The organism is Roseovarius sp. Pro17 (assembly GCF_035599575.1).
In the GTDB taxonomy this organism is placed as follows: domain Bacteria; phylum Pseudomonadota; class Alphaproteobacteria; order Rhodobacterales; family Rhodobacteraceae; genus Roseovarius.
Genome location: NZ_CP141179.1, coordinates 103,461 through 129,400, shown reverse-complemented (window position 1 = coordinate 129,400; position 25,940 = coordinate 103,461). Strand labels below are relative to the sequence as shown.

The window sequence follows — 25,940 nt, the reverse complement described above, 5'->3', positions numbered from 1 at the left end:
ATTTACTCGGCCAGCCCCAGCGTCTTTTTCTGATCGTTCGCCCATTTCAGGATCGTCAGATCAAAGGTCAGCGCCATCAGCGACACACAGATACCAAGGACAAAGTTCTTGCCCATATCGGTGCCCGCCAGTGTGCGCTGCAACTCCTGTCCCAGATCCTGCGTGCCGATAAAGGCTGCAATGATGACCATGAAGAACGCGAACATGATCGCCTGATTGAACCCGACAGCCATCGTCGGCAGCGCCAGCGGCAATTGCACCTTCCACAGCTTTTGCCGCCTTGTGGCGCCGGACATGTCAGCGGCCTCCAGCATTTCCTCTGGCACGGTGCGCAATCCCTCGATCGTGTAGCGTGTCAGCGGCACCATGGCGAATATCAGGATCGAAAAGATCACAGCGACGTCGGTGATGCCGAACAGCATGATTGCCGGGATGAGGTAGATAAAGCTGGGAAACGTCTGTGCCGTGTCGCAGGCCAGCAAAACCCGGCGCGACCACTTGTCACTACGCGCTGCCACGATGCCCAGCGGAAGGCCGAAGAGCATGGCAAGCAAAACCGCCGAAATCACGGAATACAGTGTGATGACAGACCGGTCCCACCATCCCGACCACGCAACGAGGCCAAAGAACAGCGCCGCTAGCAACGCCTGTTTGCGCCCTCCCAGCCACAGCGCAAAGGCCGAAACGAGCAGGATCAGCGCGGGCGTCGGGATGCTAAGCAGGAAGTTGCGGAAGGGGATCAGCACCTTGACGTTCAGGAAATAACGGATGCCGCCGGTGATGGCATTGACCCAGTCCAGCGCCAGGAAATTCTTCATCAGGTCGTCGATTTCCTTGCCTTGGCTGAAGTTCTGCTTGCGCCCAATATCGGTGGCGACCTCGACGAACTGACCGAGGATGCAGAAAAACACGAATGCGCCGATGCCGGTCAGCAGCAGGATGTGCCGCTTCCACCACGGCGTGCCGCGCTCGAAATGCTCCGGCTGCTTCATCGCCCATGCCTTGGACATGCGGTCCAGCATGACGGCGAGCAACACGATAGTCACACCGATCTCAAACGAACGGCCAAGTTTAAAACTGCCCATCATCGCCAGCAATTTCGCGCCAAGGCCCGGCATGCCGATGAATGCAGTCAGAACGACCATGGCAAGGCTCAGCATGATGACTTGGTTCACGCCGACCAGAATTTCGGTCCGCGCCGAGGGCAGATAGACGTGACGCAATAGCTGAAAGCGGGTGCAACCGCTCATGTGGCCCGCCTCGACGACCTCGTGGGGCACCTTTTGCAAGCCCAGCGTCGTCATCAGAACCATCGGCGGAATGGCATAGACCGTGGTGGCGACCGCGCCGGCCGTTGGGCCTACCTTAAAGAAGATGACGGCTGGCAGCAGGTAGGTGAAGAAGGGCAGCGTTTGCAGCACCGACAGCACCGGCTTGATCGCGCGGCTCACCCACGCGTATTTCCACGCGGCAATACCAAGGCCGAGGCCGATTACAAAGGCAAGCGGTGCCGCGACGACCAGCACCGAGGCTGTCTGCATCGCGATCTTCCACTGGCCGATAAGGGCGGTCCAGACGAACACACCCCCGCCCAGCAGCGCCATACGCCAGCCGCCCAGATAATAGCCGATCACAGCAGCGACGGCGGCGATGGCCGTCCACGGAATCGGCCCGATATGAGGCCAGCGTCGCTGCCCGAACAAGAGGTTTGCAGTCACATCCAGCAGCCATTCGAGGCCTTCGGTCAGAAACCGGGTCAAGGTCAGCAATCCCAGATCGTCCTTGACGAAATTGAACGCCGCATCCAGCCACGGTGCAAAGGGCGGTATCCACGCTTCGGGCAGACGGTGCAGCGCGGCGGGCAAGAGGCCTGAATATTGCAGCAACGTCAGCAAGATCGCGATGCCAATAAGGACCAGCACCATGCGCGGGCGCGTAAAAGTAGGGCCGGCTTGCGTGTCAGCGGTCGTTGCCACCATCAGTTCGACCCCACGAGGATTTCCAGCGCATCGGTCCGTTTGAATGCGCCGATGACCTTGCCGGCACGCGTTACCGGGATAGCCTCGCGTGTGTCCTGCACCAGCAACTGCGCCATGTTGTGCACGGTCAATCCGGCGTCAACAGGTTCGCCAGTGCCGGTGACGTCTGTCTGGGCCAGCACGCTGGCATGAACGACACGGGACTTGTCGATGTCTTCGGTAAACTTGCGAACATATTCGGTGGCGGGGTGCAGCACGATCTGATCGGGTGTATCGCATTGCTCAACCGCGCCGTCCTTCATGATGGCGATGCGATCGGCGAGGCGCAGCGCCTCGTCGAAATCATGGGTGATAAAAACGATGGTTTTGGATAGCATCTCCTGAAGCCGCAGGAATTCGTCCTGCATCTCGCGCCGGATCAGCGGATCGAGCGCGCTAAAGGGTTCGTCCAGAAACCAGATATCGGGTTCGATGGCGAGGCTACGGGCGATGCCGACGCGCTGCTGCTGGCCACCGGACATCTCACGCGGGAAATAATCCTCGCGGCCTTCCAGCCCGACCAGCTTGATAACTTCCATCGCGCGCTCGCGGCGCTGATGGCGATCCTGGCCACGCATTTCCAGCGGGAAGGCGACGTTTTCCAACACCGTCCTATGCGGAAGCAGGCCAAAGGACTGAAACACCATGCCCATTTTCGAGCGGCGCAGTTCGATCAGCTCTTTTTCGCTGAGCTTCATCACGTCCTGCCCCTCGACGGTGATGGTGCCGCCGGTGATGTCGTGAAGGCGGCTAAAGCAACGCACCAGCGTTGATTTTCCCGACCCAGAGAGGCCCATGATTACCAGCATTTCGCCGCGATTAACCTCAATGCTGACATCCTTGACGCCCGCAATATAGCCATCGGCACGAATTTCCTCAAAGCCGCGCCCGGCGGGCAGGGTGGCAAGGTATGTTTCGGGGTCCTTACCGAAAAGCTTCCAAACGTTTTGGCAAGTGATCACGGGCGTTTGCTGATTCATGGTCCATCCTGAGGCAAAGCGACCCCGTCCGATTGGCTCAGGCGGGGTCGCGTTAAAGGGGTCAGTCGAGGGAGTGGATCAGTTGATCCAGCCCTGCCAGACGTCCTTGTTGGCTTCCAGCCACTCGGCTGCGGCCTCTTCCGGCTCCATCTCTTCGACGTCGACCAGCTTGGCCATTTCGGCGATCTGCGGGTTGGTGAACGAGATTTTGCCCAGCGTCTCATATGCCGCCGGCCACTTCTCTTCCATGCCGTCCCATGCCGCCTTTTTCAGATAACCGTCGGCAGGGTTGCCACAGTCATAGAGCGCGTCGGGATTGGGGCCAACTGCAGGATCCTTGTCACAGCCGTCCTCCCACTCGGGGAATTCGACGAATTCGCCCGGCCAGACAGCCTCGGCAAAGTTGGGCGTCCAGTTAAACACGACGATCGGCTTCTTGTCGGCCTCTGCAGCGCCAATTTCAGCCCAGAGGGCGGCAGCCGATCCGGCATTGATCACGGTAAAGTTCATGTCCAGCGCCTCAACCCGCTCCTTGCCGTGCTTGAGCCAGTCGACGGGGCCGTCCAGATAGCGACCCTTGTCGCCGGTTTCGACCGTGGCGAAAACCTCGGCGCAGTCGTTCAGCGCCTCCCATGCGGGCAGTCCCGGACAGGCCTCTTTTGTCCACATCGGGTACCACCAGTCCTCGCGCGTGACGGCGTCATGATCGCCCACGTCGACGATGCCGCCCTTTTCCTGCGCCGCGCGGAAGGATGCGCCGAACGCGCCTTCCCAGACTTCCATTTCCAGCGTGACATCGCCGAGGCGGATCGATTCGTAGACGGCTTGGCTGTCCGTGGTGACATATTCGACGTTCGCGCCCTGCTCGCTCAGGATCTGGCCGACGACGTTCGACATCACGATCTGCGATGACCAGTTGTGGATCGGAATCACTATCGGATCGGCGCTGTCTTCGGCCAATGCGGCCATGGGGGCAAATGCAGTAAGAGCGGCCAACATGGCCGTTTGGGTTTTCTTCATGGATATCTCCCGGTTGTCGCGGTCTCAATTCGCCGCTTGTTTAGGCCTGGCTATGCCGGTCCTATCGTTTTTCATTTGAGCGCCCCTATCGCGACATGGTGCCGCAGGGCGTATCGGCATCCTCGCATGACATTCCTGCTGGTCAAGTTTTTTTCTTGCCCCAAAAGTCGCGCAAATCGGGCCCGATGGGCCTATTATCCTACGCGCGCCCCTTTAAAATAGGCGTATTAAGAAAGGCCACCGCCACTTTACCTATGCATCAAACGCTTGAAAGGAATCTGTAAATCTTGTCCCGTGAGCAAAAAATGGGCATGATTGACGAATATAAGCCGGCGACGACGCCAAGGCAGGAAAAGTTATGACAATTCAGAAAATTACGACGAGCGAGGCCGCACGGCTGACCCAAGATCCCCATCGTTGTCCCCGCGAAGAGCGAGAGAACGTGCTGGAGATCGCCATCGGCCGCGAGCTGCGCTCGCACCGCCGCAAGCAGGAGATCACGGTGGCCGAACTGGCGGCCAAGACTGGTCTCAGCATCGGGATGCTGTCCAAGATCGAGAACGGCAATACGTCGCCTTCGCTGACCACGCTGCAGACGCTGGCGAATGCACTGCGCGTGCCGATTACCGGATTTTTCCGCCGTTTTGAAGAGACCCGCGAATTCGTGCATACCAAGAGCGGCGAAGGCGTGGAGCTGGAGCGCGCGGGTACGCGCGCGGGCCATCAGTATAATTTGCTGGGCCACATCGGATCAAACGGCTCGGGCGTCATCGTCGAGCCGTATCTGATCACGCTCAGCGACATGTCGGACGTGTTTCCGACGTTCCAGCATGGCGGGATCGAGACGATCTATATGCTGGAGGGTGCCGTCGATTATCGTCACGGAGAGTCAGTCGTATCGCTGCTTCCCGGCGACACGCTGTTCTTTGACGCGGATGCGCCGCATGGTCCCGAGCGGCTGGTGACGCTGCCCTGCAAGTACCTGTCGATCATCTGCTATCCGCAAAATACCTAAAGCCGGGCGTGCCATAAGCCGGGCGCAGATATGAAAAGAGCGGCCCGGATGGACCGCTCTTTATGATTTCTCAGCCATCGCTCACTTTTGCAGAGGCGGCTCGCTATCCAACTCGGGCCAGATGCCGGGGGATGTCGGCAGGCCATCGTCGAACTTTTCCAGATAGTCCAGCATCATGGGCCGGTTATCGGCAAATCCTTTGTATTCTGCCAGTTCATCAGGCAGATCGCGGATTACGCGGTGCAGCCGGCGGCCCCATTTCGGGACCGTCATCAGATCCTGAAACGAGCAGAGATAGCACCGGATCGGGAATACCATCCCGTTCGAACGCGGCAGCCGAAAGAACGTCTGCAATTCGACTCGCAGATGCTGTTTCGACCCCAAATTCTCTGGCGTCAACTCGGTCTTTTGCACGCCCCATTTGTGGTAGTTCTCGGGGCTGGTATCCAACAGCGGATTGACCGTCATGGTCCAGTTCAGCCGCCGCGCAGGCATGCCCTGCTGGATATTCAGCAGAAATTTCAGCGCGCGCACAAAGATACCCATTTCGGCGGCCAGCGGCACGGGCGCGTGCCACTCAAAAAAGTTCATGCCGATGTCGAAATCGAGGCTCCAGTCCGCCTGCGTCGTGACCATTCCCGCGTCCATCCACAGGTTATCGTCGCGCTGGTCCAGCAAGGCGAAATCGCCCTGCGTCTGACGGGTGATATACTCCATCGGGCCATAGGGCAGCGTCGACTCGTCGAGAAAGGTGAACGTGTCGTCAATCCCCAGCGGTTTGTTGATCCAGCGCCACTTGTTGCCGTCGCGGTGTAGCTCGAACAGGTCCGGATAGTCCTCGGACTTGGACACCATGATCAGCTCCAACAGGTCCCAACCTGCCAGCGTCATATGCGGCAGCGACTGGCAGCGCAGCGGGTCCTGATCCAGCACCAGCGCGCGGTCGCGCATCTCGCTGACGTAATGCTCGTCCACGTCAAAACGGTTGGCAAAGATCGACCCCTTACGCCCCGTGCCATGCGGCTCCATGTTCACCGAATACATGTAGTCGTCTTTGTCGAACGGGAACGGGAACCGTTTGATCGCCCACGGTGAATTGTGAAACGAATAATCGTCGCGGAACGTCTCATCGTTGAATTGGATTGTCATGTCAGTTCTCCCTTGGGCGTCGCCCTATCCAAAAGCCCTCCCGCTTTCGGATGGTCGCGCATAAATCTAGCGGTCCAGAACCAGCGTCTTGCCTTCAAAACGGCTGACGCAGGGCATGATCTTTTCGCCCGAGGCGTGCTCGTCCGGCTCCAGCCAGTGGTCGCGATGCAGGATCTTGCCGTCGCATTCCAGCACGTCCGTCTCGCATTGGCCGCAGGCACCGCCGCGGCAGAGATACGGCGCGTCGACCCCTGCCCGCTCGATCGCTTCCAGCAGGCTTTCGTGTTCGCCTACTTCGATGACCTTGTTCGATACGGCCAGCTTGACCTCAAACGGCTTGCCGGGTTTCGGTGCGAGGAATTCCTCAAAATGCACGGCCTCTCGCGGCCAGCCCAATTCCTTGGCGGTTTCACGCACCCAGTTGATCATGCCCTTGGGGCCGCAGATATAGATATGCGTGCCTAGCGGCTGACCGTCCAGCAGACGCTCAAGGTCGATCGCATCATCGTTGACGTCGTAATAGACATGCACGTCGTTGGGATGCTCGGACGTGAGTTCGCGCGCGTAGCTGGCCATATCCTCGCTGCGGGCGGCATAATGCAGCTCCCAATTGCCATGCGTGCGGTCCAACTGCTTGATCTGGGCCATGAACGGCGTGATACCGATGCCGCCGGCGATCAACAGGTGCTTTTTCGCCCGCAGATCGAGGCTAAAGAGGTTGACGGGGTTCGAGATGACCATCTCGTCGCCGATCTTGACATTCTTGTGCATAAACAGCGAACCGCCTCGCCCTTCGTCGTCGCGGCGCACCGAAATGGTATAGGCGTCGCGGTCGGCCGGGTCGGACATCAGCGAATAGGGGTTGAGGCGGGTGCGTTCGCCATCCTTCATCTCGACGACAGTATGCGCACCGCCCGAAAACGTGGGCAGCAGGTTGCCGTCGACCGGCTCGAATTTGAACCGCGTAACCAGATCGTTCAGCGGGACGATGTCGGTGACGCGCACGGTGATCTTGGTGGCTCCGCTCATTCGTAAATCCCCTTTTGCTCGGGCACGTTGCCCGGATCCTCGGCATCGACACAAACGCCCTGATAGGCGGCGTGGCGCCGCGAATAGTGATCGCGCACAAACAGGTTCAAACCGCAATGCGAGCAGACGAACGGATCGACCTCGACATCCTCAGTGATCCCCTTGCAATGCACGCATTGCATCCGCCGTGCGGTGGAACCGCGATGCTCGGTCTGGATGCCCGTGTGCGGAATGCCAGCCAGAACGGCCTCTTGCATGGCCTGCCCCATCAGGCTCTCGGTGCCGGCGAGGTAGACTTGCAGGCCCATATGGGCGCCTTCCAGCACGCGGCGAATACGCGGAAGCGATGCCGAATAGCTGGGCCCCTCGTAAAATTGTGCAGGCTTGAGATCGCGCAGCTTGTCGGCGAAATCGGTGCCCTTGGGAATGTAAATAACGTGGCTACTGGCCATCAGTTCGGGCGTTGCGATGTCCAGGATCGCCTCCGCGCCTTCGGCATCGGCGATCATCAGGTGATGTTTGCCCGCGCGTGCCTCGAGGCTGCCCCATACCGGGCGGCTCGTGATCGAGGGAGGGAATTCAAACTTCGACATTTGCGCCTTCGTCTCCTGTTGGGAAATTTCGTGAGTCGACTTTTTGTCGTTGGCGTGCGGCAGGATAAACCCGCCGCACGCATTTGCCTAGATCAAGCTCAGCCTTTGGCGGTGCGGATCTTCTTGTCTTTGTCGTAAAACGGCATTTCCGCAGCGACGGCTGCGATCTCGGTGCCGTCTTCGTTGCGCACGGTCAGCTTGGTGCCGGGCTTGGCTGCCTTGACAGGCATACGGGCGATGCCGACGTTGTGGTTATTGACCTTAGAGACCATGCCGAACGTGACGTTGCCGACCTTCTTACCATCCTGAAGCAACTCAGCGCCCTCGTCGGCAGGGGTATCACCCTCCAGCTTGACGCCGTAGATCTTGAACCGCTCGCGGCCCTCCAGCGCATAATGGTTTTCCGCGCCGATAAAGCCGGTCTTGCCCGGCGAGACGACAAATTCGAGGCCCAGTTCCCACAGGGTGTCACCCGCCGGATCGCCGTTCTCGTGCGGATAGGTTTCCGAGTTGTCGCCCGGAAAGAACAGCAGGTAGGATTCGGTGCGCAGGCGGTCCAGCGTGCTGAACTGCACGGGACGAATGCCCATGCCCTCGCCATCCTTTAGGATCTGATCCCACAGCTGCACGACATGCTTCTTCTGGCAGAAGATTTCATAGCCGCGCTCGCCGGTATAGCCGGTGCGCGAGATCATAACCGGGCAGCCAAACAGCTTGGTCTGAAGGATGCCGAAATAGGCGAGGTCCCGAATGCCGGGGATATGATCGGCCAGAAAATCGACCGCGACGGGGCCTTGCAGCGAGATGTCGTGCAGGTCGTCGTCAGTGGTGATGGCCACGTGTTTGCCAGCCGCCACAGATGTCATCAATTCCATGCCCGCGCCCGTGCCGTGGACGACCATCCACGAGTTGACCGAAAGGCGGTAGATCACGCAATCGTCGATGAACATGCCCGCGTCGTTCAGCATCGCGGCATAGACCGCGCGGCCCGGCATCAGCTTTTCGACGTTGCGGGTGGTGGTGCGGTCGATGACATGTGCCGCATCGGGGCCGGTCAGGTGGACCTTCTTCAGGCCCGATACATCCATCAGGCCCGCCTTGGTGCGAACCGTCTCGTAGTCGGCGTTCGCGCGCTCTTCGGTATGGTCATAGAACCAGGCGGTCCCCATCCCATTCCAATCCTCCAGCTCGGCGCCGATTTCGGCGTGGCGTGGTGCCAGCGCGGAATGTCTCCAGATAATTGCCATGTCATGTTCCCTGTTCTTAGTGTCAGAATTCATCGAGTCATTGAGCATCAGGCGCATTCAAAAAGCAAGAATGCCATGCAAAAAATTTTCCTCTCAGGTAATCCCGGCAGGACCACGCCCACCGGCCCGGCCCGCGGCCACCAAGATTTGTCGCCCCGGCACGTCCCGGCGAATGTGCCAGCCTCGCATTTTGCCCGCTCGAAGGTCAGAGCCTGCCTGCCTCGGATACAATTGACAAGAGGCTGAAAAAACGGCCCTAGTAGTCAGATAATAAAATATTCCTGTCAGGCAAAACGCCAAAACGAACAGGACAAATCAACAAGGAGACACGAGGGATGACAACAACGAATAGTGGCGGCGGAGGCAGCCTACAAAGGACGATCGGCTGGAAAGACGCCTTTTGGATGGCGTCCGGAGTTCCGGCTTTGGTCCTTTTCTCGATCGGCGGAATCGCCGCGACGATCGGCAATCCGTCATGGATCATCTGGATCCTGTCGGTGACGTTCGGCTTCTTTCAGGCCTTCGTCTACGCCGAGATCGCGGGCCTCTTTCCCAACAAATCCGGCGGCGCGTCGATTTATGGCGCGGCCGCGTGGGTGCGCTATTCCAAGATCATCGCGCCTCTATCTGTCTGGTGTAACTGGCTGGCGTGGACGCCCGTTCTGGCCATCGGCGGCGGTTTGGCCGCCGGGTATGTGCTGACTTCGTTCTTTGGCGCCGAATCGGCGATCAACAGCTGGGAGATCACGCTACTGAACCTCGATTTCCTGAATGCGGGCCTGACGCTGCGCATTAACGCGGTGTCCATCGTCGGCTCTGCCATCCTGCTCTGCGTGTTCATCGCGCAGCACAAGGGCATATCGGCTGCCGCGAAATTGCAGACGATCATCGGCCTTGCCGTGCTGATCCCGCTGCTGATCGTGGGCATCGTGCCGCTGCTGACCGGCGATGTGCTGTCGGAAAACTTGCTGCCGCTGGTGCCGCTAGCCTACGACGATGCGGGTAACGTGGTCGAAGGAACGTGGAACATCGAGGGCACTACGCTGTTCCTCGGCGGTCTGTTCATCGCCGCGTGGTCTGCCTACGCGTTCGAAACGGCGATCTGCTACACGTCCGAGTTCCGTGATCCGCAGCGTGACACTGTGCGCGCCATCATCGCCGCCGGCGTTGTCTGCGTTGTGGTCTATACGCTGGTTCCCCTCAGCTTTCAGGGTGTTCTGGGCGTCGAAGGCATGCTGGAGCCGGGCATCGTCGACGGTTCTGCCGTCGCGGGTGCAATGGCTGGTATGGTCGGGGGCGGCTCAATCATCGCCAAGATCATGGTCGTGATGCTGTTCCTCGCACTGGTGCTGGCGATCATGACCTCGATGGCGGGCTCTTCGCGCACGCTTTATCAGGGTTCGGTCGATGGCTGGCTGCCCAAGTACCTGTCGCGCACGAATGAGCATGGCGCGCCGGTCTCGGGCATGTGGACGGATCTGGGCTTTAACCTGATCCTGCTGATGATGTCGGACTACCTCTTTGTTCTGGCCGTATCGAACTGCTGCTATCTGGTGTTCAACTTCCTCAACCTGCACTCGGGCTGGCTGCACCGGATCGACAATGCCGGTGCGAATCGCCCGTGGAAGGCACCCAACATCCTGCTGTGGATCGGTGGCGGCCTCTCGTTCGTGAACGCCATGCTTCTGGGCGCTGGCGCGAATGTCTGGGGTGAAGGCACGCTGCGCTCGGCGATCATCGCCATCGCGCTGATCCTGCCGGTTTTCTGGTATCGCCACTACGTCACCGACAAAGGTCAATTCCCGGCCAAGATGCTGGACGACCTGTCCGTCGGCGGCAATACCGACCTGTCGGTGCGCAAGGCGGGCATGTTGCCCTATATCACGCTGGCTGCAGGCGTGATCGTGGTTATCATCTCGAATCAGGTGTTCCACCTCTGATCGACGCAGGCCCGGCACGCGCCGGGCCTGCCACCTGCCGCCTTACACGGCAGGATCTGTAACAATGACGCGCGCCGCATCACGATCTGCTTAGGCGATGTCCGGCGCGACAAACGCGGTAAATGCCCAACAATAGGGCGCACACGACTGCATACAAAGTTGCCTTAAATGAAAATTTGTTTCGTGGCAGTTGAGTGGATGTAGCTTTGGTGCTATTCTTAGAATCGACATCATGAAAGGATCTTTAAAGATGTGCGGGATCGTAGGACTTTTTCTCAAGGACAAGTCGCTTGAGCCGAAACTCGGCGACATGCTGACGAACATGCTGATCACCATGACTGACCGAGGCCCCGACAGTGCGGGCATCGCGATTTATGGCACCGAACATCGCGGCAAGGTCAAGCTGACGGTGCAGTCGGACCACCCGGATCGCGACTTTGAAGGTCTTGCAAAAGACATGAAGCAGGCACTGGGCGGCGACGTCACAATGCGCGTCAACGACACGCATGCCGTGATCGAGATCGACGCAGCATGGGCCGCTGCCGGGCGCACCGTTCTGGCCGAAATCCGTCCCGACGTGCGCATCATGAGCACCGGCGAGTCGCTGGAAATCTACAAGGAAGTCGGACTGCCCAAAAACGTCGCGGCACGCTTTGACATTTCGTCCATGTCGGGCAGCCACGGTATTGGCCACACGCGCATGGCGACCGAATCGGCTGTGACCACGATGGGCGCGCACCCGTTCAACACCGGCCGCGACCAGTGCCTGGTTCACAACGGCTCGCTCAGCAACCATGCCAGCCTGCGCCGCAAGCTGCGCAAAGCAGGTATGCACATCGAGACCGAGAACGACACCGAAGTTGGCGCAGCCTACATCTCTTGGAAGATGCAGAACGGCTCCACCTTGGGCGAAGCTCTGGCATCTACCATTGACGACCTTGATGGTTTCTTCAACTTCGTCGTCGGCACCAAAGACGGCTTTGGCGTCGTGCGCGATCCTATCGCGTGCAAGCCTGCGGTCATGGCCGAAACGGATCAGTTCGTCGCGTTCGCCAGCGAATATCGCGCCTTTGTTAGCTTGCCCGGCATCGACCACGCCCGCGTGTGGGAACCCGAGCCTGCAACCGTCTATTTCTGGAGCCACAACGCTGCTCCGACCGCTACTGAGAAGGCCGCATAAATGCAAACTTTTGATTTAGAAGCGCAGGGCCTGCGCAACCTCAACGCTGCGCTTCAAGCGCAGTCGGCAGAAACCAACCAGACCAAGTGGGAGGTCGTGAACGCCAAGGGCAGCCACGCCATCGCCGTCGGTCTGGACGCGCCTATCGAGGTCAATGTCATGGGCTCTACCGGCTATTACTGCGCCGGTATGAACAAGCAGGCGACCGTGCATGTGCACGGCTCCGCCGGGCCCGGTGTCGCTGAAAACATGATGAGCGGCACTGTCATCATCAACGGCGACGCCAGCCAGTATGCTGGCGCCACCGCAAATGGCGGAACGCTGATCGTCAAGGGTAACGCAAGCTCGCGTTGCGGCATCTCGATGAAAGGTGTCGACATTATTGTGCACGGCAATGTCGGTCACATGAGCGCCTTCATGGCGCAGTCGGGCAATCTGGTCGTTTGCGGCGATGCAGGCGACGCGCTGGGTGACAGCATCTACGAGGCGCGCCTGTTCGTGCGTGGCTCGGTCAAGTCGCTGGGTGCGGATTGCATCGAAAAGGAAATGCGCCCCGAGCATATCGAGATCCTCACGGATCTGCTGGAGCGCGGCGAATGCGACGCCAAACCCGAAGAGTTCAAGCGCTACGGGTCGGCCCGCAAGCTGTATAATTTCGACATCGACAACGCATATTGAGGGGCTGACATGAAAGACGATACACATAGCGTTCCGCGCACCGTTCCGATCCAGTCGGCCACTTTCTCGAACCCGACAAACGCAGAAATCCGCCGCGCAGCGGCCACCGGCATCTACGACATTCGTGGCGGTGGCTCCAAGCGTAAGCTGCCGCATTTCGACGATCTGCTGTTCCTTGGTGCCTCCATCTCGCGCTACGCATTGGAAGGCTACCGTGAGAAGTGCGACACCAAGGTCGTGCTGGGCACCCGATTTGCCAAGAAGCCGATTGAGCTGGATATTCCGGTAACGATCGCTGGCATGTCCTTTGGCGCGCTGTCGGGCCCTGCCAAAGAGGCACTGGGTCGCGGCGCGACCATGGCCGGCACCTCGACAACCACCGGCGATGGCGGCATGACCGAGGAAGAGCGCGGCCATTCCACCAAGCTGGTCTATCAGGTCCTGCCCTCGCGTTATGGCATGAACCCCGATGACCTGCGTCGTTGCGACGCGATCGAAGTCGTGGTTGGCCAAGGCGCCAAGCCAGGCGGCGGCGGTATGCTGCTGGGTCAAAAGATCAGCGACCGTGTGGCCCAGATGCGCAACCTGCCCAAGGGCATTGACCAGCGTAGTGCCTGCCGTCACCCCGACTGGACAGGTCCCGACGATCTGGAAATCAAGATCATGGAACTGCGCGAAATCACCGCGTGGGAAAAGCCGATCTACGTCAAGATCGGTGGCACACGCCCCTATTTCGACACGATGCTGGCGATCAAGGCCGGTGCGGACGTTGTCGTTCTGGACGGCATGCAGGGCGGCACCGCCGCCACGCAGGACGTGTTCATCGAGCATGTCGGCCTGCCCATCATCGCCTGCATCGGCGAGGCGGTTCGCGCGCTTCAGGACATGGACCTGCACCGCGAAGTGCAGCTGATCGTCTCGGGCGGTATACGTGGCGGCGCTGACGTGGCAAAGGCACTTGCCATGGGCGCCGACGCGGTTGCAATCGGCACGGCTGCGATGATCGCACTGGGCGACAATGACCCCCGCTGGGAGGACGAGTATAACGCGCTCGGCACCACTGCGGGCGCCTATGACGACTGGCACGAAGGCAAGGACCCGGCAGGTATCACCACGCAGGATGCTGAGCTGATGAAGCGGTTCGACCCCATTGCGGGCGGCCGTCACCTGAACAACTTCCTCAAGGTGATGACGCTGGAGGCGCAGACAATCGCGCGGGCCTGCGGCCACAACCATCTGCACAACCTCGAACCCGAGGATCTGGTGTCGCTGACGATGGAAGCCGCTGCGATGACCAAGATCCCGCTAGCAGGGACCCAGTGGTACCCCGGCAAGCCCGGCACCAGCTACTGACCGGAACCTGAACAGGGGCGCGCACATTGTGTCGCGCCCCTTTTTGCTTTTTAAATCTCCCAAGAAACGAAACAACAGGGACACCCGAACATGACCAAAAAACAACTCGTTCAAGAATCTCAGATCAATCTCGAAGACTGGGGCAAAGAGCGCGGCATCAAATACTTCATGGTTAACTTCACCGACATTCTCGGCATGCAGCGCACCAAGCTGGTGCCGATTCGTGCGATCGGAAGAATGCAGGAAGGCGGCGCTGGATTCGCTGGTTTTGCAGGCGGTATGGATTACACCCCCGCCCATCCCGACATGCTGGTGATGCCCGATGCCGATATGGCGGTCCAGATTCCGTGGCAGCCCGATATGGCATGGGTTCCCGGCAATCCGGTCATGAAGAACGAGTATTCCGCGCAGGCACCGCGCAACGTGCTGCGCAAGCAGATCGCTGATGCTGCCGAACTGGGCCTGCACTTTAAAATTGGCGTAGAACCAGAGTTTTCGCTGCTCAATCAGGATGGCACGGCCGTCGCGGACACCCTCGATACGCGGGCCAAGCCCTGCTACGACCAGCAGTCGATGATGCGCAACTATCACGTCATCCGCGAAACCAGCGACTACATGCACGAGATGGGCTGGGGCTGCTATCAAAACGACCACGAAGACGCCAATGGCCAGTGGGAGATGAACTGGGACTTCGACGACGTTCTGAAGATGGCCGATCAACTCAGCTTCTTCAAATTCATGATAAAACATGTCGCGGAAAAGCACGGGATGCGCGCAAGCTTCATGCCCAAGCCCCTCCCGACCCTCACAGGGAACGGTCTGCACGCGCACATATCCGCTTGGGATGGGACAGGCAAAGATGCCAAGACCAACCTTTTTGCCGGCTCGGATGATACTCCGGCGGGGCGGCACGGCCTGTCGGAAACCGGCGCGCATTTCCTTGGCGGTATTCTCAAGCACGGCAGTGGCATGACGGTCATCTGCTGCCCGACAGTCAACAGCTACAAGCGGATCGGTGCCCCCAGCACTGCGTCCGGCTCGAGCTGGGCACCCAACAGCATCACCTGGGCGGGCGACAACCGCACCCATCTGGTACGCGTTCCAGGCGGGGGCCGTATGGAGCTGCGTTTGCCCGATGGCGCGACGAACCCTTACCTGATGCCGGCCGTTATCATGGCTGCGGGCCTTAGCGGCATCCGCGACAAGATCGACCCGGGCGAGACCCATGACGTCGACATGTATATCGACGCTGACAAGGTCAAAGATGCAGCAAAACTGCCGCAGAACATGCTGGACGGCCTTCGCACCTACGAGGCGGATACCGAACTGACCGAGTCAATGGGCGGGGAATTCTCGAAAGCGTTTCTCAAGCTCAAGCACAAGGAATGGAACGACTACGCGGCCCATTTCACCCAGTGGGAGCGCGACCACACACTGGATATCTGATCTGGATTTTTCCAAGCGTCAAATTGCAAAAGAGCGGGCCGATGGGTCCGCTCTTTTTGTATTTTGCAGGGTGCCCACGCGCGCTTGTCGTGGGCGTTTCGATATCGTGTCGTGACAGTGCATCAATTCGAAACGCTTTGGGCTGAACTCAGCTGTCTTTCTTCATCACCTTGGGTGCGCCCGTGGCCACATCGGTTCCGATATACTCCTGCCCCGCAGCCTTCCACGCGGCCAACCCACCCTCCAAATGGGCGATGCGCTCAATACCGGCGGCAAGGCACAGCGCCGCCGCCTTGCCCGAGCGAACGCCCGAGCCGCAATGCAGCACGATTCGCTTGGCGTCCTGCCCCGGCAGGCTCTGGGGTTGGAATTCCTGCAAGGCCATCAGCAGCGCGCCGCCGATCCGCTCAAATCCATGTTCTTGCGGGGTGCGCACATCGATCAGCACGATGTCGCCGCGCGCCTCACTCACCTCTTTGGCAGTCCATAGATCGACTGTTCCGTTTTCCGTCTGTTCGCTCTTCATGTTGCGTTCCTTTTCATACCTTGCCGCGCGTGCGCAAAATTCGCGATGTGCGCGGACGTGGCTTTGTGTAAACTGAAACACGACACCTGCGAAAGGACCGCCCATGTCGATGGCCCAGATCACCGCTGCCCTAACCGTCCAGACGCAGATGAGTGCGACGGTCCAGACCGTCGTCGACACCATCTTTGGCCGAATCCGCAGCGGCGAATATGTCGTGGACGAACGTCTGCCGTCCGAACGCACGCTCTCTTCGGACCTTGGCGTTGCGCGCAATACGGTGCGCGAGGCGCTGGAGGTGCTAGAGACGAACGGCCTGATCCGCCGCCGCGCGGGCAGCGGCAGTTTCGTCAATCCGCAGACCACCGGCGCGCCCGCTGCCTCGCACAGCGAAATCGCCGCCTCGTCCAGTCCGCTGGATTTGCAGGTAATCCGCGGCATATTAGAACCGGACATGGTGCGCCTCGCCGTGGTCAACATGCCCCCCCGCGACATCGAAGCACTGGGCGAGATCCTCAGCGATATTGAGGCGGTCCATACCGATGCAGCCGCCTTCGTGCGCCACGAAGAAGCGTTTTACCGCAAGATCGCCACAGGCACCGGCAACCCGCTGATCGCGGGCTGCTATGATCTGGTGATCGATGCCTGCCGCCAAAGCTTTCGCAGTGCGCAACTGCGCCGCCACCTGACGCCAGCGCGCATCGAGGCCTACCAAAAGCGGTATAACAGCCTCTTTAATGCTATCGCCGCGCGCGATACCGACGCAGCGGTCGAATTCATCAAGCTGCACCTCATCGAAGAGCAGCGCCAGTTGCTACAAGAGGGCTAAATCAGGGGCATAAAACATGCCTTTGCGGGTCAAAATTCTTGACTCCTCGGCACACCGCCGGTTCAATTGGTCCATACCAAATGAACCAGACACAAAACCGGTCTGAACCAACGGGAGAACTTAATGAAAAAACGTATCGCAATCCTCGGTGCCGGCCCCTCGGGCCTCGCGCAACTGCGCGCTTTCCACTCCGCCAAGGAGAACGGTGAAGAGATCCCCGAAATCGTCTGTTTTGAAAAACAGGACGACTGGGGCGGCCTCTGGAATTACACGTGGCGCACCGGCGTCGATCAGTATGGCGAGCCTGTCCATGGTTCAATGTATCGCTATCTGTGGTCGAACGGCCCCAAGGAGGGTCTGGAATTCGCCGACTATTCCTTTGAAGAGCATTTCGGCAAGCAGATCGCCAGCTATCCGCCCCGCGAAGTCCTGTTCGACTATATCAAGGGGCGCGTCGAAAAGACCGACGTGCGCGATCTGATCCGCTTTGAGACGGTCGTGCGTCATGTCAAAAAGGTGGACGGCAAATTTCAGGTCACCGTCTGCGATCTACCCAAAGACCACGTATACACCGAGGAATTCGATCACGTCATCTGTGCGACCGGCCACTTCTCTACGCCGAACGTTCCGGAGTTCGAAGGCTTTGACAAATTTCCGGGCCGCATTCTGCATGCCCATGATTTCCGCGACGCGATGGAATTCCAGGATCAGGACCTTCTCATCATCGGCACGTCCTATTCCGCCGAGGATATCGGTAGCCAATGCTGGAAATATGGCTGCAAGTCGATCACCGTCAGCCACCGCACCGCACCGATGGGTTTCAAATGGCCGGATAACTGGCAGGAAGTGCCGCTGCTGACGCATGTCGACGGCAACACCGCACATTTCAAGGATGGCTCTAGCAAGGACGTGGATGCGATCCTGCTCTGCACCGGCTATCAGCACAACTTCCCGTTCTTGGTGGACGGGCTGTGTCTGAGCACCGCGAACCGCTTGGCGACTGCCGACCTCTACAAGGGTGTCGCATGGGTGCATGATCCGGACATGTTCTATCTGGGCATGCAGGACCAGTGGTTCACCTTCAACATGTTCGACGCACAGGCCTGGTGGGTCCGCGACGCGATCATGGGCAAGATCAAGATCCCGAGTAAGGCCGAAATGGAAAAGGACGTCGCCGACCGTATCGCTCGCGAGGACGCAGGCGAGGATGATTACGACGCGATCCGGTATCAGGCTGAGTACATCAAAGAGTTGATTGCCGAGACCGATTATCCCAGCTTCGATGTCGACGGCGCCCGCGATGCGTTCTTTGCGTGGAAAGGTCACAAGAAGGAAGACATCATGACCTTCCGCAACAACAGCTATAAGTCCGTCATCACTGGCACCATGGCGCCCAAGCACCATACCCCGTGGAAAGACGCTATGGATGACAGTCTGGAAGCGTACTTGCAGAACTGATTGGCTTTGATTTTGGCAAGACGGAAAAGCGCGGTGGATACCCACCGCGCTTTTTGTTTAGCTTGGATGATTAACGGGCTGCGAAGGCCTCATTGATTCCGACAGCCGCCCTTTAGTCTCAGCGAGATTGCAGCCGAACTGATGCTGCGGTTCCAAGTTGGAAATGTCCGGCTCAAGCCCCGTGGCAGATCAATACCGTTGCTTCGCCGCTATTGTTTCCGCATCTGATCTAAGTTTTGTCACATTCCGATGCCAAACAGCCGGATAAGCGTTTGAAAACGATAGGTGGCAAACATGGATTGGCTGACTAATTTCCTTTTGATGTCTTGGGATGCTGTTTTGACGGCTGGCTTCGGGATCCTGCTCCCGGCGATATTCTTCCTGTGCTTGGGCTATATGGTAAAACGCAAAGCGCTGTTTGGCGACATCCGCCGCGCCCTGCCAGAAACAGGACTGAACATCCAGATCATGCTGTTCAACCTTGTCTTTACCGTGCCGGTCATTGTGCTTGCCGCGACGTTCCTTTCGAGCTTCTGGCACTCTACCGGGTTGGTCCTGTATTCGCCCGAGGAATGGAAGGGCTGGCCGGTTCTCGGGGTAGTTCTTGTGGCAATCGTAGTGGGCGATTTCGTTGGTTACTGGCGCCATCGCTTCGAGCACAACTCGTTCCTGTGGCCGTCCCACGCGATACATCATTCCGATACTGAGATGACATGGTTGTCGCTAGAGCGTTTTCATCCAATCAACCGCATGACCACCTTCGCCATCGATTCCAGCGCGCTTCTGATCCTTGGCCTACCGCCCTACGCAATCGTCGCCAACACGCTCGTGCGCCATTACTACGGATTCTTCATCCACGCCGATCTGCCCTGGACCTATGGCAAATGGAACATCCTGTTCGTCTCGCCCGCCATGCACCGGTGGCACCATTCTGCGGACAAGGTGGCCTATGGCCGCAACTTCGCAACCGTCTTTGGCCTGTGGGACTGGGCATTCGGCACCCATTATGTCCCCGGCCCATGCGACAGCCCCCTTGGCGTGACGGATGAGATCGATCGCACCCTTTGGTCGCAGTTCAGCTACGCGTTCCGACCCAAGGCCTATGAGCATCTGTTCCGCCGCAAATCCGGCAGGGACGTGACGCCGGCCGATTAACGCCGTTTAGGGTTGATTGAAATCTCATCAACGAAACGCAAGGGTCGAGAGCAGCTCTCTTGCCTGTTGCCGCGACTCGTTGAAACCGCACAGCACAGTAGGCATTCACGGCCACACCAGACTAACCACAAGCCACCCTCAGAGTCTCGCCAGACGCTTGCTATCGGCCCCCACGACCTCACCGTTATTGACCAGCACCAGCGCTACGCGGCGCAGCGTGGCGCGGACGCGCTCAACATGCTCGCCGCTATGGCCTAGATCGGCAAGTGCGCGGTCCCACAGGTTCAGCCAATCCTCGGCATCCTCGGCCATGATCGGGATATGTTCGTGGATGAGCTTCACGTTCATATGACCGTGCAGTTCCTTGAAATACTGCCGCCCGCCAAAGAACCCACACAGGAATTCAAACTGCCCTATTCGCGTCGCTGCGATTCCGTGCCCCTCCATGTGAAGGCGCACGATCTGCGCGCCTTCGGGTCGGGATTCGATGAGATCATAGAAATGCTCGACAAGTTCCTTGAGCGCGGCTTCGCCGCCAAGTTTGTCGAGGATCGTCTGTGTCATGACCGCGGGCGTTCCTTTTTGGGATCATATGCCGCAAAGGGTACGATAGTTGCGGGCAAACGTTTTTGATGTCCATCAAGTTTGCCGACTTCTACCTCGGTCCCGAACTCGGCATGGGTGACGTCCACCCGCGCCAGTGCAATGTTCTTGCCCAGCAGCGGCGAGATCATCGACGACGTCACCTCACCAATCTGCGCGCGTCCGATATGGATGCAATCGCCATGGGAAACCTGCACTTTACTGTCGATTTCCAGACCGACCATCTTGCGCACCGGATTCTCCTTGCGGCGGATCAGGGCGTCGCGCCCGATGAAATCATCCTCTTTGGATTTCAGCGGAACGGTAAAGCCGACGCCAGCCTCGAACGGATCGGTCTGGTCGCTGAAATCGTAGCCGGCAAAGATCAGACCCGCCTCGATGCGCACCATATCCAGCGCCTCCAGACCCATCGGTTTGATCCCAAACTCCTGCCCGGTTTCCCAGATGGCATTGAAAATCTCGGCGCAATCCTTGGGGTGACACATGACCTCATATCCCAGTTCGCCGGTATAGCCTGTGCGCGACACGACAAACGCTGTGCCTGTCTCGTTGTGCAGGCGTGCAGGTGTAAAGCGGAACCAGCCCAGTTGGTCAAACTCGGGGTTGTGCGGCGCGGTCCAGACCAGCTTGCGCAGCAGATCACGGCTGTTGGGGCCTTGCACGGCGACGTTATGCAGCTGGTCGGTGGACGAGCGGATCAGCACCTTCAGCTCCAGCTTTTCAGCAATTTCGCGGATCCACTCTCCGCCGTAATCCGTCCCGCCGATCCAGCGGAAATTATCCTGACCGAGGCGGAACACCGTGCCGTCGTCGATCATGCCACCATGTTCATAGCACATCGCAGTATAAACAACGCCGCCCACGGCCAGCGTCTTCATGTTGCGGGTAAAGATGTACTGGCACAGCTTTTCAGCATCGGGGCCAAGAATTTCGAACTTGCGCAACGGGCTGAGATCCATAATCGCGCACGCTTTGCGGCAGGCCCAGTATTCCTCAATCGGGCCCGTCTCGCCAAAGCCGCTGGGCAGCCAATAGCCGTTATATTCGACGAAATTGCGCGTCAGTTTTGAAAAGCTCTCGTGAAATCCGGTCTCTTTGGTCATCATGGCCTCTGAATTTGGTGTCGGGCGGAATGCTATCGCCCGCGAGAATTTTTCTTCGCCGCTATACGTGCGAATGTGAATGTCGGTCGGATTCCAACCATTGGCTACAGTCGTGTCGTCCGGACAGGCGGAACTGACACAAACGATGTCGGTCAGCGCACGCAGTAGGACATAGTCGCCCGGCCGCGACCACGGCTCGTCCGTATAGAGAACGCCGTGATCGTCGATACTGGTGTTGAAGAAAAAGTTGATCGCCATCCAGCCATGCCGTGCGGCGACGTTATAATCCTTCAACGCGTTGTTGAAATTGGTCGAGCAGTTCACGTGACCCGGATAGCCGATATCATTGTAATACTTCTCCGAGCAGGCCATCGCGAACGCGTCGTGACGCCCACAAGTGTCCTGAACAACCTCGACCAGCGGCAGCATTTCCTGATCGTAGTACTTCGCGTGCAGCCCCGGCATTGGATAAGCGTGGTGCATCAAGGTGCGCGTGGTAGTGACGTCCAGCGCATGTTCGATCCCCTTGTCCAATTTGGAGGCCGAAAAGCATTCGAAATCCGTACATTGGCGGCCATCGACATCCTGAATCTGGATGTAATCGCCGGCCTTGACGAAGTAAGATTCGGCGGTGGCGCTATGGACACGAATGCTTTGCAACGGATCGGCCAACGGATCGGGCAACTCGAACTTGGCAAGGCGCTTGATAACGGCGCGCGTCACCATGACCACCAGCGGCGTCAAAGTATTCTGCACCTCGAAATCCATCGGGCCGCCGGGCGCCGAGACGATCAGAACGCCATCACGCTCGACGGCAAAGCTCTGTTCGGCCTTGGCAAGCGTATCTCCATCCCAAAAGCGATGCGCGCGCGCCTTGAACAGATCGAGCCCACGTGCCTCCAGCCCCATGCGCAACCCGCGCAGCGACTGATTGCTGCCCGCCAAAAGGCCCTTCAGCCCGCTCGCGTCGCTGTTCGGTGCGCCGCCAATCATGCCGGGGTCGATCAGCCCGGTCTCATCGGCTGCGACCACCTCGCAGGGCTGGCCGCCCTCGTCGTTGGTGATGGTAAACCGATCACCGGCCTCGATGCGAATTAGGATCGCGCCGCCGCCCTCAACGACGTATCGCTCAACGCCGGGCGGCATGGAAAAGACCCTGGGTTCAATGATCGTGCTGGGGCGCGGCGGCCCCGGCTGGACCTTTGCGTAAACATTGTCGAGCATCGTCGAACCTCCGGCATAGATACACTGATTGCATCTGTGGAATAATTATTTAATCCTGAGAATATCGCCAAAGGCAACCCCAAACAACAAGAGCTCGCAATAACATGAGTGACCATCAAATCAATTTTGCCGGATGGGTCCTTTTCCTGATCTCGGCTGTCGCGTTCTGCATCGCCAGTATCGGGCATTTCTGGGCGATGCTCGGCTCGGGCTTCTTCCTGATCGCGTGCATTGTCTTTATGATTCCCTTCTTTCGCGATCCGCGCTGATGGGGTCGCTGGTCTTCGGATTAGTCGCAGCAATTTGCTGGGGCATCCACGATATCTGTGTGCGCTATGTATCGCAGCGGGGCGGCATCCTGCCGGCGCTGACGACGGTGGTGGTCGTGGGTACGATCATCACGGCGCCAATAGCGCTTTTGGTCGGCGACTGGTCGGCGATGGGTCTGCGGGCCACGGGGCTGGGCGTAGCCAGCGGAGTGGCCTTTACCCTCGCCTATGTCGGCCTCTACAAGGCGTTCGAAATCGGGCCCGTGCGCCTCGTTGCGCCAATCATCGGGGCCTATCCGGTCCTGTCGGTGGGTTGGGCGGCGCTATCGGGGCAACCGGTGCCTTGGGATCAATGGCTGGCCGTCGCGGCGGTCATCGCAGGCGTCGCAATCGTCGGCCTGCTGTCCAGCGACGGCGAAAGCAGCGGCGACAAACGCACGGCGATCGTTGCAGCCATGCTGGGTGGCGCGGCCTTTGCCGCCACGTTTGCGCTGGGTCAGGCGGCCGCCCATGCGGGCAGCGAAGTGCCGGTGATCCTTGTCACACGCATTGCCGCGGTGCTCACGGCACTCTTGCTGCTGGCGGCGACGGGTGGCATCCGGCTACCCTCGCGCAGCGCAATGCCGCTGCTTGGCTTCATGGGTTTGCTCGACTGCATCGCTCTTGGAACCGTGATCGCGGCGGCGGGCATGGCAAGGCCCGAATTCGCGGCGGTCGCCGCCTCGACCTTTGGCATGATCACCGTAATTCTTGCCTGGGCCATACTGCGCGAGCGGATGACGCCCGGCCAATGGTCCGGCGTCCTGCTGACCTTCGCCGCCATCGGATACCTGGCCCTCTAAGCGCGTGGTCAAAACCAGTCAGCGCCGGGCAAACCCGGCGCGTTCTGGCGCGTGGTGCCCCGGTAATACGTGAGCGTCTGTCATGGTCATCGGGGCTGCGTAATGTAGTGCCGTCAGTATTGTGGCACTTCGTGATTCAGCGCGTCGGACACGATCGCGGTGTCGCAATAATGCTTGTACGTGGTCAGCATTCCATCCCGAGCGGTCCACAGATGAACAGTCTCCATCTCAAAGGACTTGCCGGTCGCCGACGCCTGCGAGCGGTATTTGCCCGTCACGATGACATTCTCGGCGTCAATTTCGATGAAGCGGTCCGTGTCCACGGCCCAAAACTCGAAATGCGCGCCGAAATCCTCAAAGAACTTCTTGGTGGCGTCCAGCCCGGCATGATCGCCGCCATAGGGGAACCCCTTCATGATCGCCAAGTGGAAATCCTTGGTAAAGATTTCGTCGAAATCACCATCGGCCCCGTTCACGATGTCATAGAATCGGTCCACAAGCTCGCGGATATTGCGTGTCATCTTTTGTCCTCCTTTAAAAATGCTATTGGCAGTTCAGACCCCCGAAGCCGGATTGCACTGCGCAAGGTTGCCGGTTGTCCGGTCTTGTCGTCTGATTGGTCGTCATGCGAGACCGTTGAGAATAAACATCGCCCCTACCGAAATGGCAGCGATCGCCGCAACGTGTTGAAGCGCGGGGAACACCCAGGCCTTGCCCATTTTGGCCAGTTTCAGCGGGATCACGATGATCTGCGACACCAGCGCCATACCCAGAACCGAGCCAAAGCCAAAGAACAGCACGAGGGGAACGACCATCCATTTGACCGGGGCGGCGTCCGTCACATAGAGCAGCAGCGCCGCCGACCCGGCGACACCGTGAACCAGCCCGACCAGCATGGACTGCCAGGAAACAGCGCTCTTGTGACGGTGCGCGTGGTCGGACAGCGCGTGCGCGCGGGGCTCGTCCTTGTGCGAATGGACATGGACGTGCTGCACGCCATCGTCGTGAGTATGCACATGGACATGGACCCGGTCCTTCCACAGCCGCCAGATCAGCCGCAGTCCCAGAAAGACCAACACCGCACCGACAAACGCCTCGAGCCGCGCCTCGACCGTCTCGCTGATCACCATGCCCAGCAGGAACAGTGGCACGACCGTCAGGAACAACGTGATCGTGTGCCCCAGCCCCCAACTAACGCCCAGCTTCAATATCTCGCGCGCGGATTTACCCCGCACCGAAAAACTGGCCACCGCTGCCAGATGATCAGCCTCAAGGGCGTGCGCCATGCCCAGCACAAATCCAACCATCAATATCGTAATCATACCCTTGCCCCCGCTATTGTGCCCTGAATGGACGTCTTTGCCCTTTTTGCCCAGTGCCTTGCCCGCCTCGGACGGCGTGCCGCTTCATTGCGCTCAGCATTTCATGATCGGGCGCGCCTCTTTTCCGGCAATGGCCGGGCGCAGAGTCTGCCAGCATTTGTAAATCGCCTCATGCGCCTGCCATGTTTCGTTCGACAGGATACGTATGGAGATCAGATCACCGATGCGGCTGACGCCGATTTGCGTCTGCTCTACATCACCCGCAGTCATGCGGACATGCTCTTCGATATCGTGGGGCAGGTCCGGCGCGTAGGCAAAGGCCACAACAGAATGACGCGCGCCTTTCCAGAGGCGCTCCAGATCGCCCACCTCTTCCGGCGTCTTTACGATCACCTTGTCCTGCGCCAGTCGCTTGCCCTCAAGCATGACCTCAAAGCTGGATCGCAAAGCATCAAACTTGAAAACCTCTTTGCCGTAATGGACCCTGCCCGCCGAAACCATGTCGGTCGCGAACAGCCGCGATGATTTTTGCAAGTTGATCTTGATCGACCGGCGCGAACGGCTGGAGGCAAAGGGGATCGCCTCGTCCGGCATGTATTCAAGCAACGCGTTTTCGCCGACGTTGAATTCGACCACCTCGGTGCTCTCAAGGCCGTTCAGGCATTTGTAGAACTTGCCAGACGCCGTGGTCGTGAACAGCGCGCGCGTGTCCTTCTCAAGATGCCCAAAGAAATACGAGCCGTCCCCCTCGACATAGCCGCCGCCGGAATTGACCATCAGCATGTAGGGCTGATCGTCCTGATTTTGGTAGTGATAGCCCTGCCACTGAAACGGGATGCGCCATGATGATGGCTGGATGATCGTCTTGCCGCCCACGATATGCGCGCGCACGTTCATCAGCGCCGTCTTGCCGACAATCCAATCGGGATCGGGGTAGATATTGGTATGGATCATGGTTTTCCCC

24 protein-coding genes are annotated in these 25,940 nt (G+C 59.1%); 11 read left to right on the top strand and 13 right to left on the bottom strand.

Features of this window, described 5'->3' with window-relative positions; all coding sequences use genetic code 11:
• Positions 1-2: 2 nt before the first annotated feature.
• The 3 genes from U3654_RS00615 to U3654_RS00605 form a co-directional block, all read right to left on the bottom strand.
• Positions 3-1,925, bottom strand: a complete 1,923-nt coding sequence (locus U3654_RS00615; protein ID WP_416384611.1) for an ABC transporter permease — start codon at positions 1,923-1,925, stop codon at positions 3-5.
• Positions 1,926-1,978: 53 nt separating this feature from the next.
• The gene (locus U3654_RS00610) at positions 1,979-2,998 is read right to left on the bottom strand and encodes a betaine/proline/choline family ABC transporter ATP-binding protein (RefSeq protein WP_324753438.1); all 1,020 of its coding nucleotides are present in this window, start codon (positions 2,996-2,998) and stop codon (positions 1,979-1,981) included.
• Positions 2,999-3,076: 78 nt separating this feature from the next.
• Positions 3,077-4,018 carry an ABC transporter substrate-binding protein gene (locus U3654_RS00605; protein ID WP_324753437.1) on the bottom strand — a complete coding sequence of 314 codons (942 nt, stop codon included), beginning with the start codon at positions 4,016-4,018 and terminating at the stop codon, positions 3,077-3,079.
• A gap of 358 nt (positions 4,019-4,376) precedes the next feature.
• Between U3654_RS00605 and U3654_RS00600 the strand changes: the two genes are divergently transcribed.
• On the top strand, positions 4,377-5,033 hold the full coding sequence (locus U3654_RS00600; protein ID WP_324753436.1) for an XRE family transcriptional regulator: 657 nt from the start codon (positions 4,377-4,379) through the stop codon (positions 5,031-5,033).
• Between the two features lie 81 nt (positions 5,034-5,114).
• On the opposite strand, the gene U3654_RS00595 is transcribed toward U3654_RS00600, so the two are convergent.
• The 4 genes from U3654_RS00595 to U3654_RS00580 all read right to left on the bottom strand — a co-directional run bounded on the left by U3654_RS00595 (position 5,115) and on the right by U3654_RS00580 (position 9,051).
• Positions 5,115-6,182, bottom strand: a complete 1,068-nt coding sequence (locus tag U3654_RS00595; protein WP_324753435.1) for a DUF3445 domain-containing protein — start codon at positions 6,180-6,182, stop codon at positions 5,115-5,117.
• Between the two features lie 66 nt (positions 6,183-6,248).
• On the bottom strand, positions 6,249-7,211 hold the full coding sequence (locus U3654_RS00590) for a PDR/VanB family oxidoreductase (protein ID WP_324753434.1): 963 nt from the start codon (positions 7,209-7,211) through the stop codon (positions 6,249-6,251).
• Positions 7,208-7,804, bottom strand: a complete 597-nt coding sequence (locus U3654_RS00585) for a dimethylamine monooxygenase subunit DmmA family protein (protein ID WP_324753433.1) — start codon at positions 7,802-7,804, stop codon at positions 7,208-7,210. The genes U3654_RS00590 and U3654_RS00585 overlap by 4 nt, the downstream gene beginning before the upstream one ends.
• Positions 7,805-7,902: 98 nt before the next feature.
• A complete protein-coding gene (locus U3654_RS00580; protein WP_324753432.1) occupies positions 7,903-9,051 on the bottom strand; it encodes an aminomethyltransferase family protein in 1,149 nt (382 codons plus the stop codon).
• A gap of 335 nt (positions 9,052-9,386) precedes the next feature.
• On the opposite strand from U3654_RS00580, the gene U3654_RS00575 reads away from it, so the two are divergent.
• The 5 genes from U3654_RS00575 (at position 9,387) to glnT (ending at position 15,648) form a co-directional block, all read left to right on the top strand.
• Positions 9,387-10,991, top strand: coding sequence for an APC family permease (locus tag U3654_RS00575; protein ID WP_324753431.1), 1,605 nt, complete (start codon positions 9,387-9,389; stop codon positions 10,989-10,991).
• 250 nt (positions 10,992-11,241) lie between these two features.
• A complete protein-coding gene (locus U3654_RS00570; RefSeq protein WP_324753430.1) occupies positions 11,242-12,171 on the top strand; it encodes a glutamine amidotransferase family protein in 930 nt (309 codons plus the stop codon).
• Complete coding sequence (locus U3654_RS00565) at positions 12,172-12,849, top strand: GXGXG domain-containing protein (protein ID WP_324753429.1); 678 nt, start codon at positions 12,172-12,174, stop codon at positions 12,847-12,849.
• A gap of 9 nt (positions 12,850-12,858) precedes the next feature.
• Complete coding sequence (locus tag U3654_RS00560) at positions 12,859-14,202, top strand: FMN-binding glutamate synthase family protein (protein ID WP_324753428.1); 1,344 nt, start codon at positions 12,859-12,861, stop codon at positions 14,200-14,202.
• A 90-nt stretch (positions 14,203-14,292) separates the two neighbouring features.
• Positions 14,293-15,648: a type III glutamate--ammonia ligase gene (gene glnT, locus U3654_RS00555; RefSeq protein WP_324753427.1), complete on the top strand. Its 1,356-nt coding sequence runs from the start codon at positions 14,293-14,295 to the stop codon at positions 15,646-15,648.
• A gap of 148 nt (positions 15,649-15,796) precedes the next feature.
• Here glnT and U3654_RS00550 read toward each other — a convergent pair whose 3' ends face one another.
• A complete protein-coding gene (locus tag U3654_RS00550; RefSeq protein ID WP_324753426.1) occupies positions 15,797-16,174 on the bottom strand; it encodes a rhodanese-like domain-containing protein in 378 nt (125 codons plus the stop codon).
• A gap of 103 nt (positions 16,175-16,277) precedes the next feature.
• Here U3654_RS00550 and U3654_RS00545 point away from each other — a divergent pair, with 103 nt between their 5' ends.
• The 3 genes from U3654_RS00545 to U3654_RS00535 all read left to right on the top strand — a co-directional run bounded on the left by U3654_RS00545 (position 16,278) and on the right by U3654_RS00535 (position 19,613).
• Positions 16,278-17,000 (top strand): FadR/GntR family transcriptional regulator, encoded by a 723-nt coding sequence (locus U3654_RS00545; protein ID WP_324753425.1) that lies wholly within the window; start codon positions 16,278-16,280, stop codon positions 16,998-17,000.
• 123 nt (positions 17,001-17,123) lie between these two features.
• Positions 17,124-18,458, top strand: coding sequence for an NAD(P)/FAD-dependent oxidoreductase (locus U3654_RS00540; RefSeq protein ID WP_324753424.1), 1,335 nt, complete (start codon positions 17,124-17,126; stop codon positions 18,456-18,458).
• 294 nt (positions 18,459-18,752) lie between these two features.
• Entirely contained in the window at positions 18,753-19,613 is an 861-nt protein-coding gene (locus tag U3654_RS00535; RefSeq protein WP_324753423.1) for a sterol desaturase family protein, read from the top strand.
• 138 nt (positions 19,614-19,751) lie between these two features.
• Here the strand turns inward: U3654_RS00535 and U3654_RS00530 are convergent, their stop codons facing one another.
• The gene (locus U3654_RS00530) at positions 19,752-20,177 is read right to left on the bottom strand and encodes a cyanoglobin (RefSeq protein WP_324753422.1); all 426 of its coding nucleotides are present in this window, start codon (positions 20,175-20,177) and stop codon (positions 19,752-19,754) included.
• Positions 20,174-22,543, bottom strand: coding sequence for a DUF1989 domain-containing protein (locus tag U3654_RS00525; RefSeq protein ID WP_324753421.1), 2,370 nt, complete (start codon positions 22,541-22,543; stop codon positions 20,174-20,176). The genes U3654_RS00530 and U3654_RS00525 overlap by 4 nt, the downstream gene beginning before the upstream one ends.
• 104 nt (positions 22,544-22,647) lie before the next feature.
• Here U3654_RS00525 and U3654_RS00520 point away from each other — a divergent pair, with 104 nt between their 5' ends.
• Together U3654_RS00520 and U3654_RS00515 are read left to right on the top strand one after the other, a co-directional pair.
• Positions 22,648-22,812, top strand: a complete 165-nt coding sequence (locus U3654_RS00520) for a cytochrome oxidase subunit III (protein WP_324753420.1) — start codon at positions 22,648-22,650, stop codon at positions 22,810-22,812.
• A complete protein-coding gene (locus U3654_RS00515; RefSeq protein ID WP_324753419.1) occupies positions 22,812-23,654 on the top strand; it encodes an EamA family transporter in 843 nt (280 codons plus the stop codon). The genes U3654_RS00520 and U3654_RS00515 overlap by 1 nt, the downstream gene beginning before the upstream one ends.
• 113 nt (positions 23,655-23,767) lie before the next feature.
• Here the strand turns inward: U3654_RS00515 and U3654_RS00510 are convergent, their stop codons facing one another.
• The 3 genes from U3654_RS00510 to U3654_RS00500 all read right to left on the bottom strand — a co-directional run bounded on the left by U3654_RS00510 (position 23,768) and on the right by U3654_RS00500 (position 25,930).
• Positions 23,768-24,175, bottom strand: a complete 408-nt coding sequence (locus U3654_RS00510; protein WP_324753418.1) for a nuclear transport factor 2 family protein — start codon at positions 24,173-24,175, stop codon at positions 23,768-23,770.
• 102 nt (positions 24,176-24,277) lie between these two features.
• Positions 24,278-24,976 (bottom strand): hypothetical protein, encoded by a 699-nt coding sequence (locus U3654_RS00505; RefSeq protein ID WP_324753417.1) that lies wholly within the window; start codon positions 24,974-24,976, stop codon positions 24,278-24,280.
• A 93-nt stretch (positions 24,977-25,069) separates the two neighbouring features.
• The gene (locus U3654_RS00500) at positions 25,070-25,930 is read right to left on the bottom strand and encodes an urease accessory protein UreD (protein WP_324753416.1); all 861 of its coding nucleotides are present in this window, start codon (positions 25,928-25,930) and stop codon (positions 25,070-25,072) included.
• Positions 25,931-25,940 lie beyond the last annotated feature (10 nt).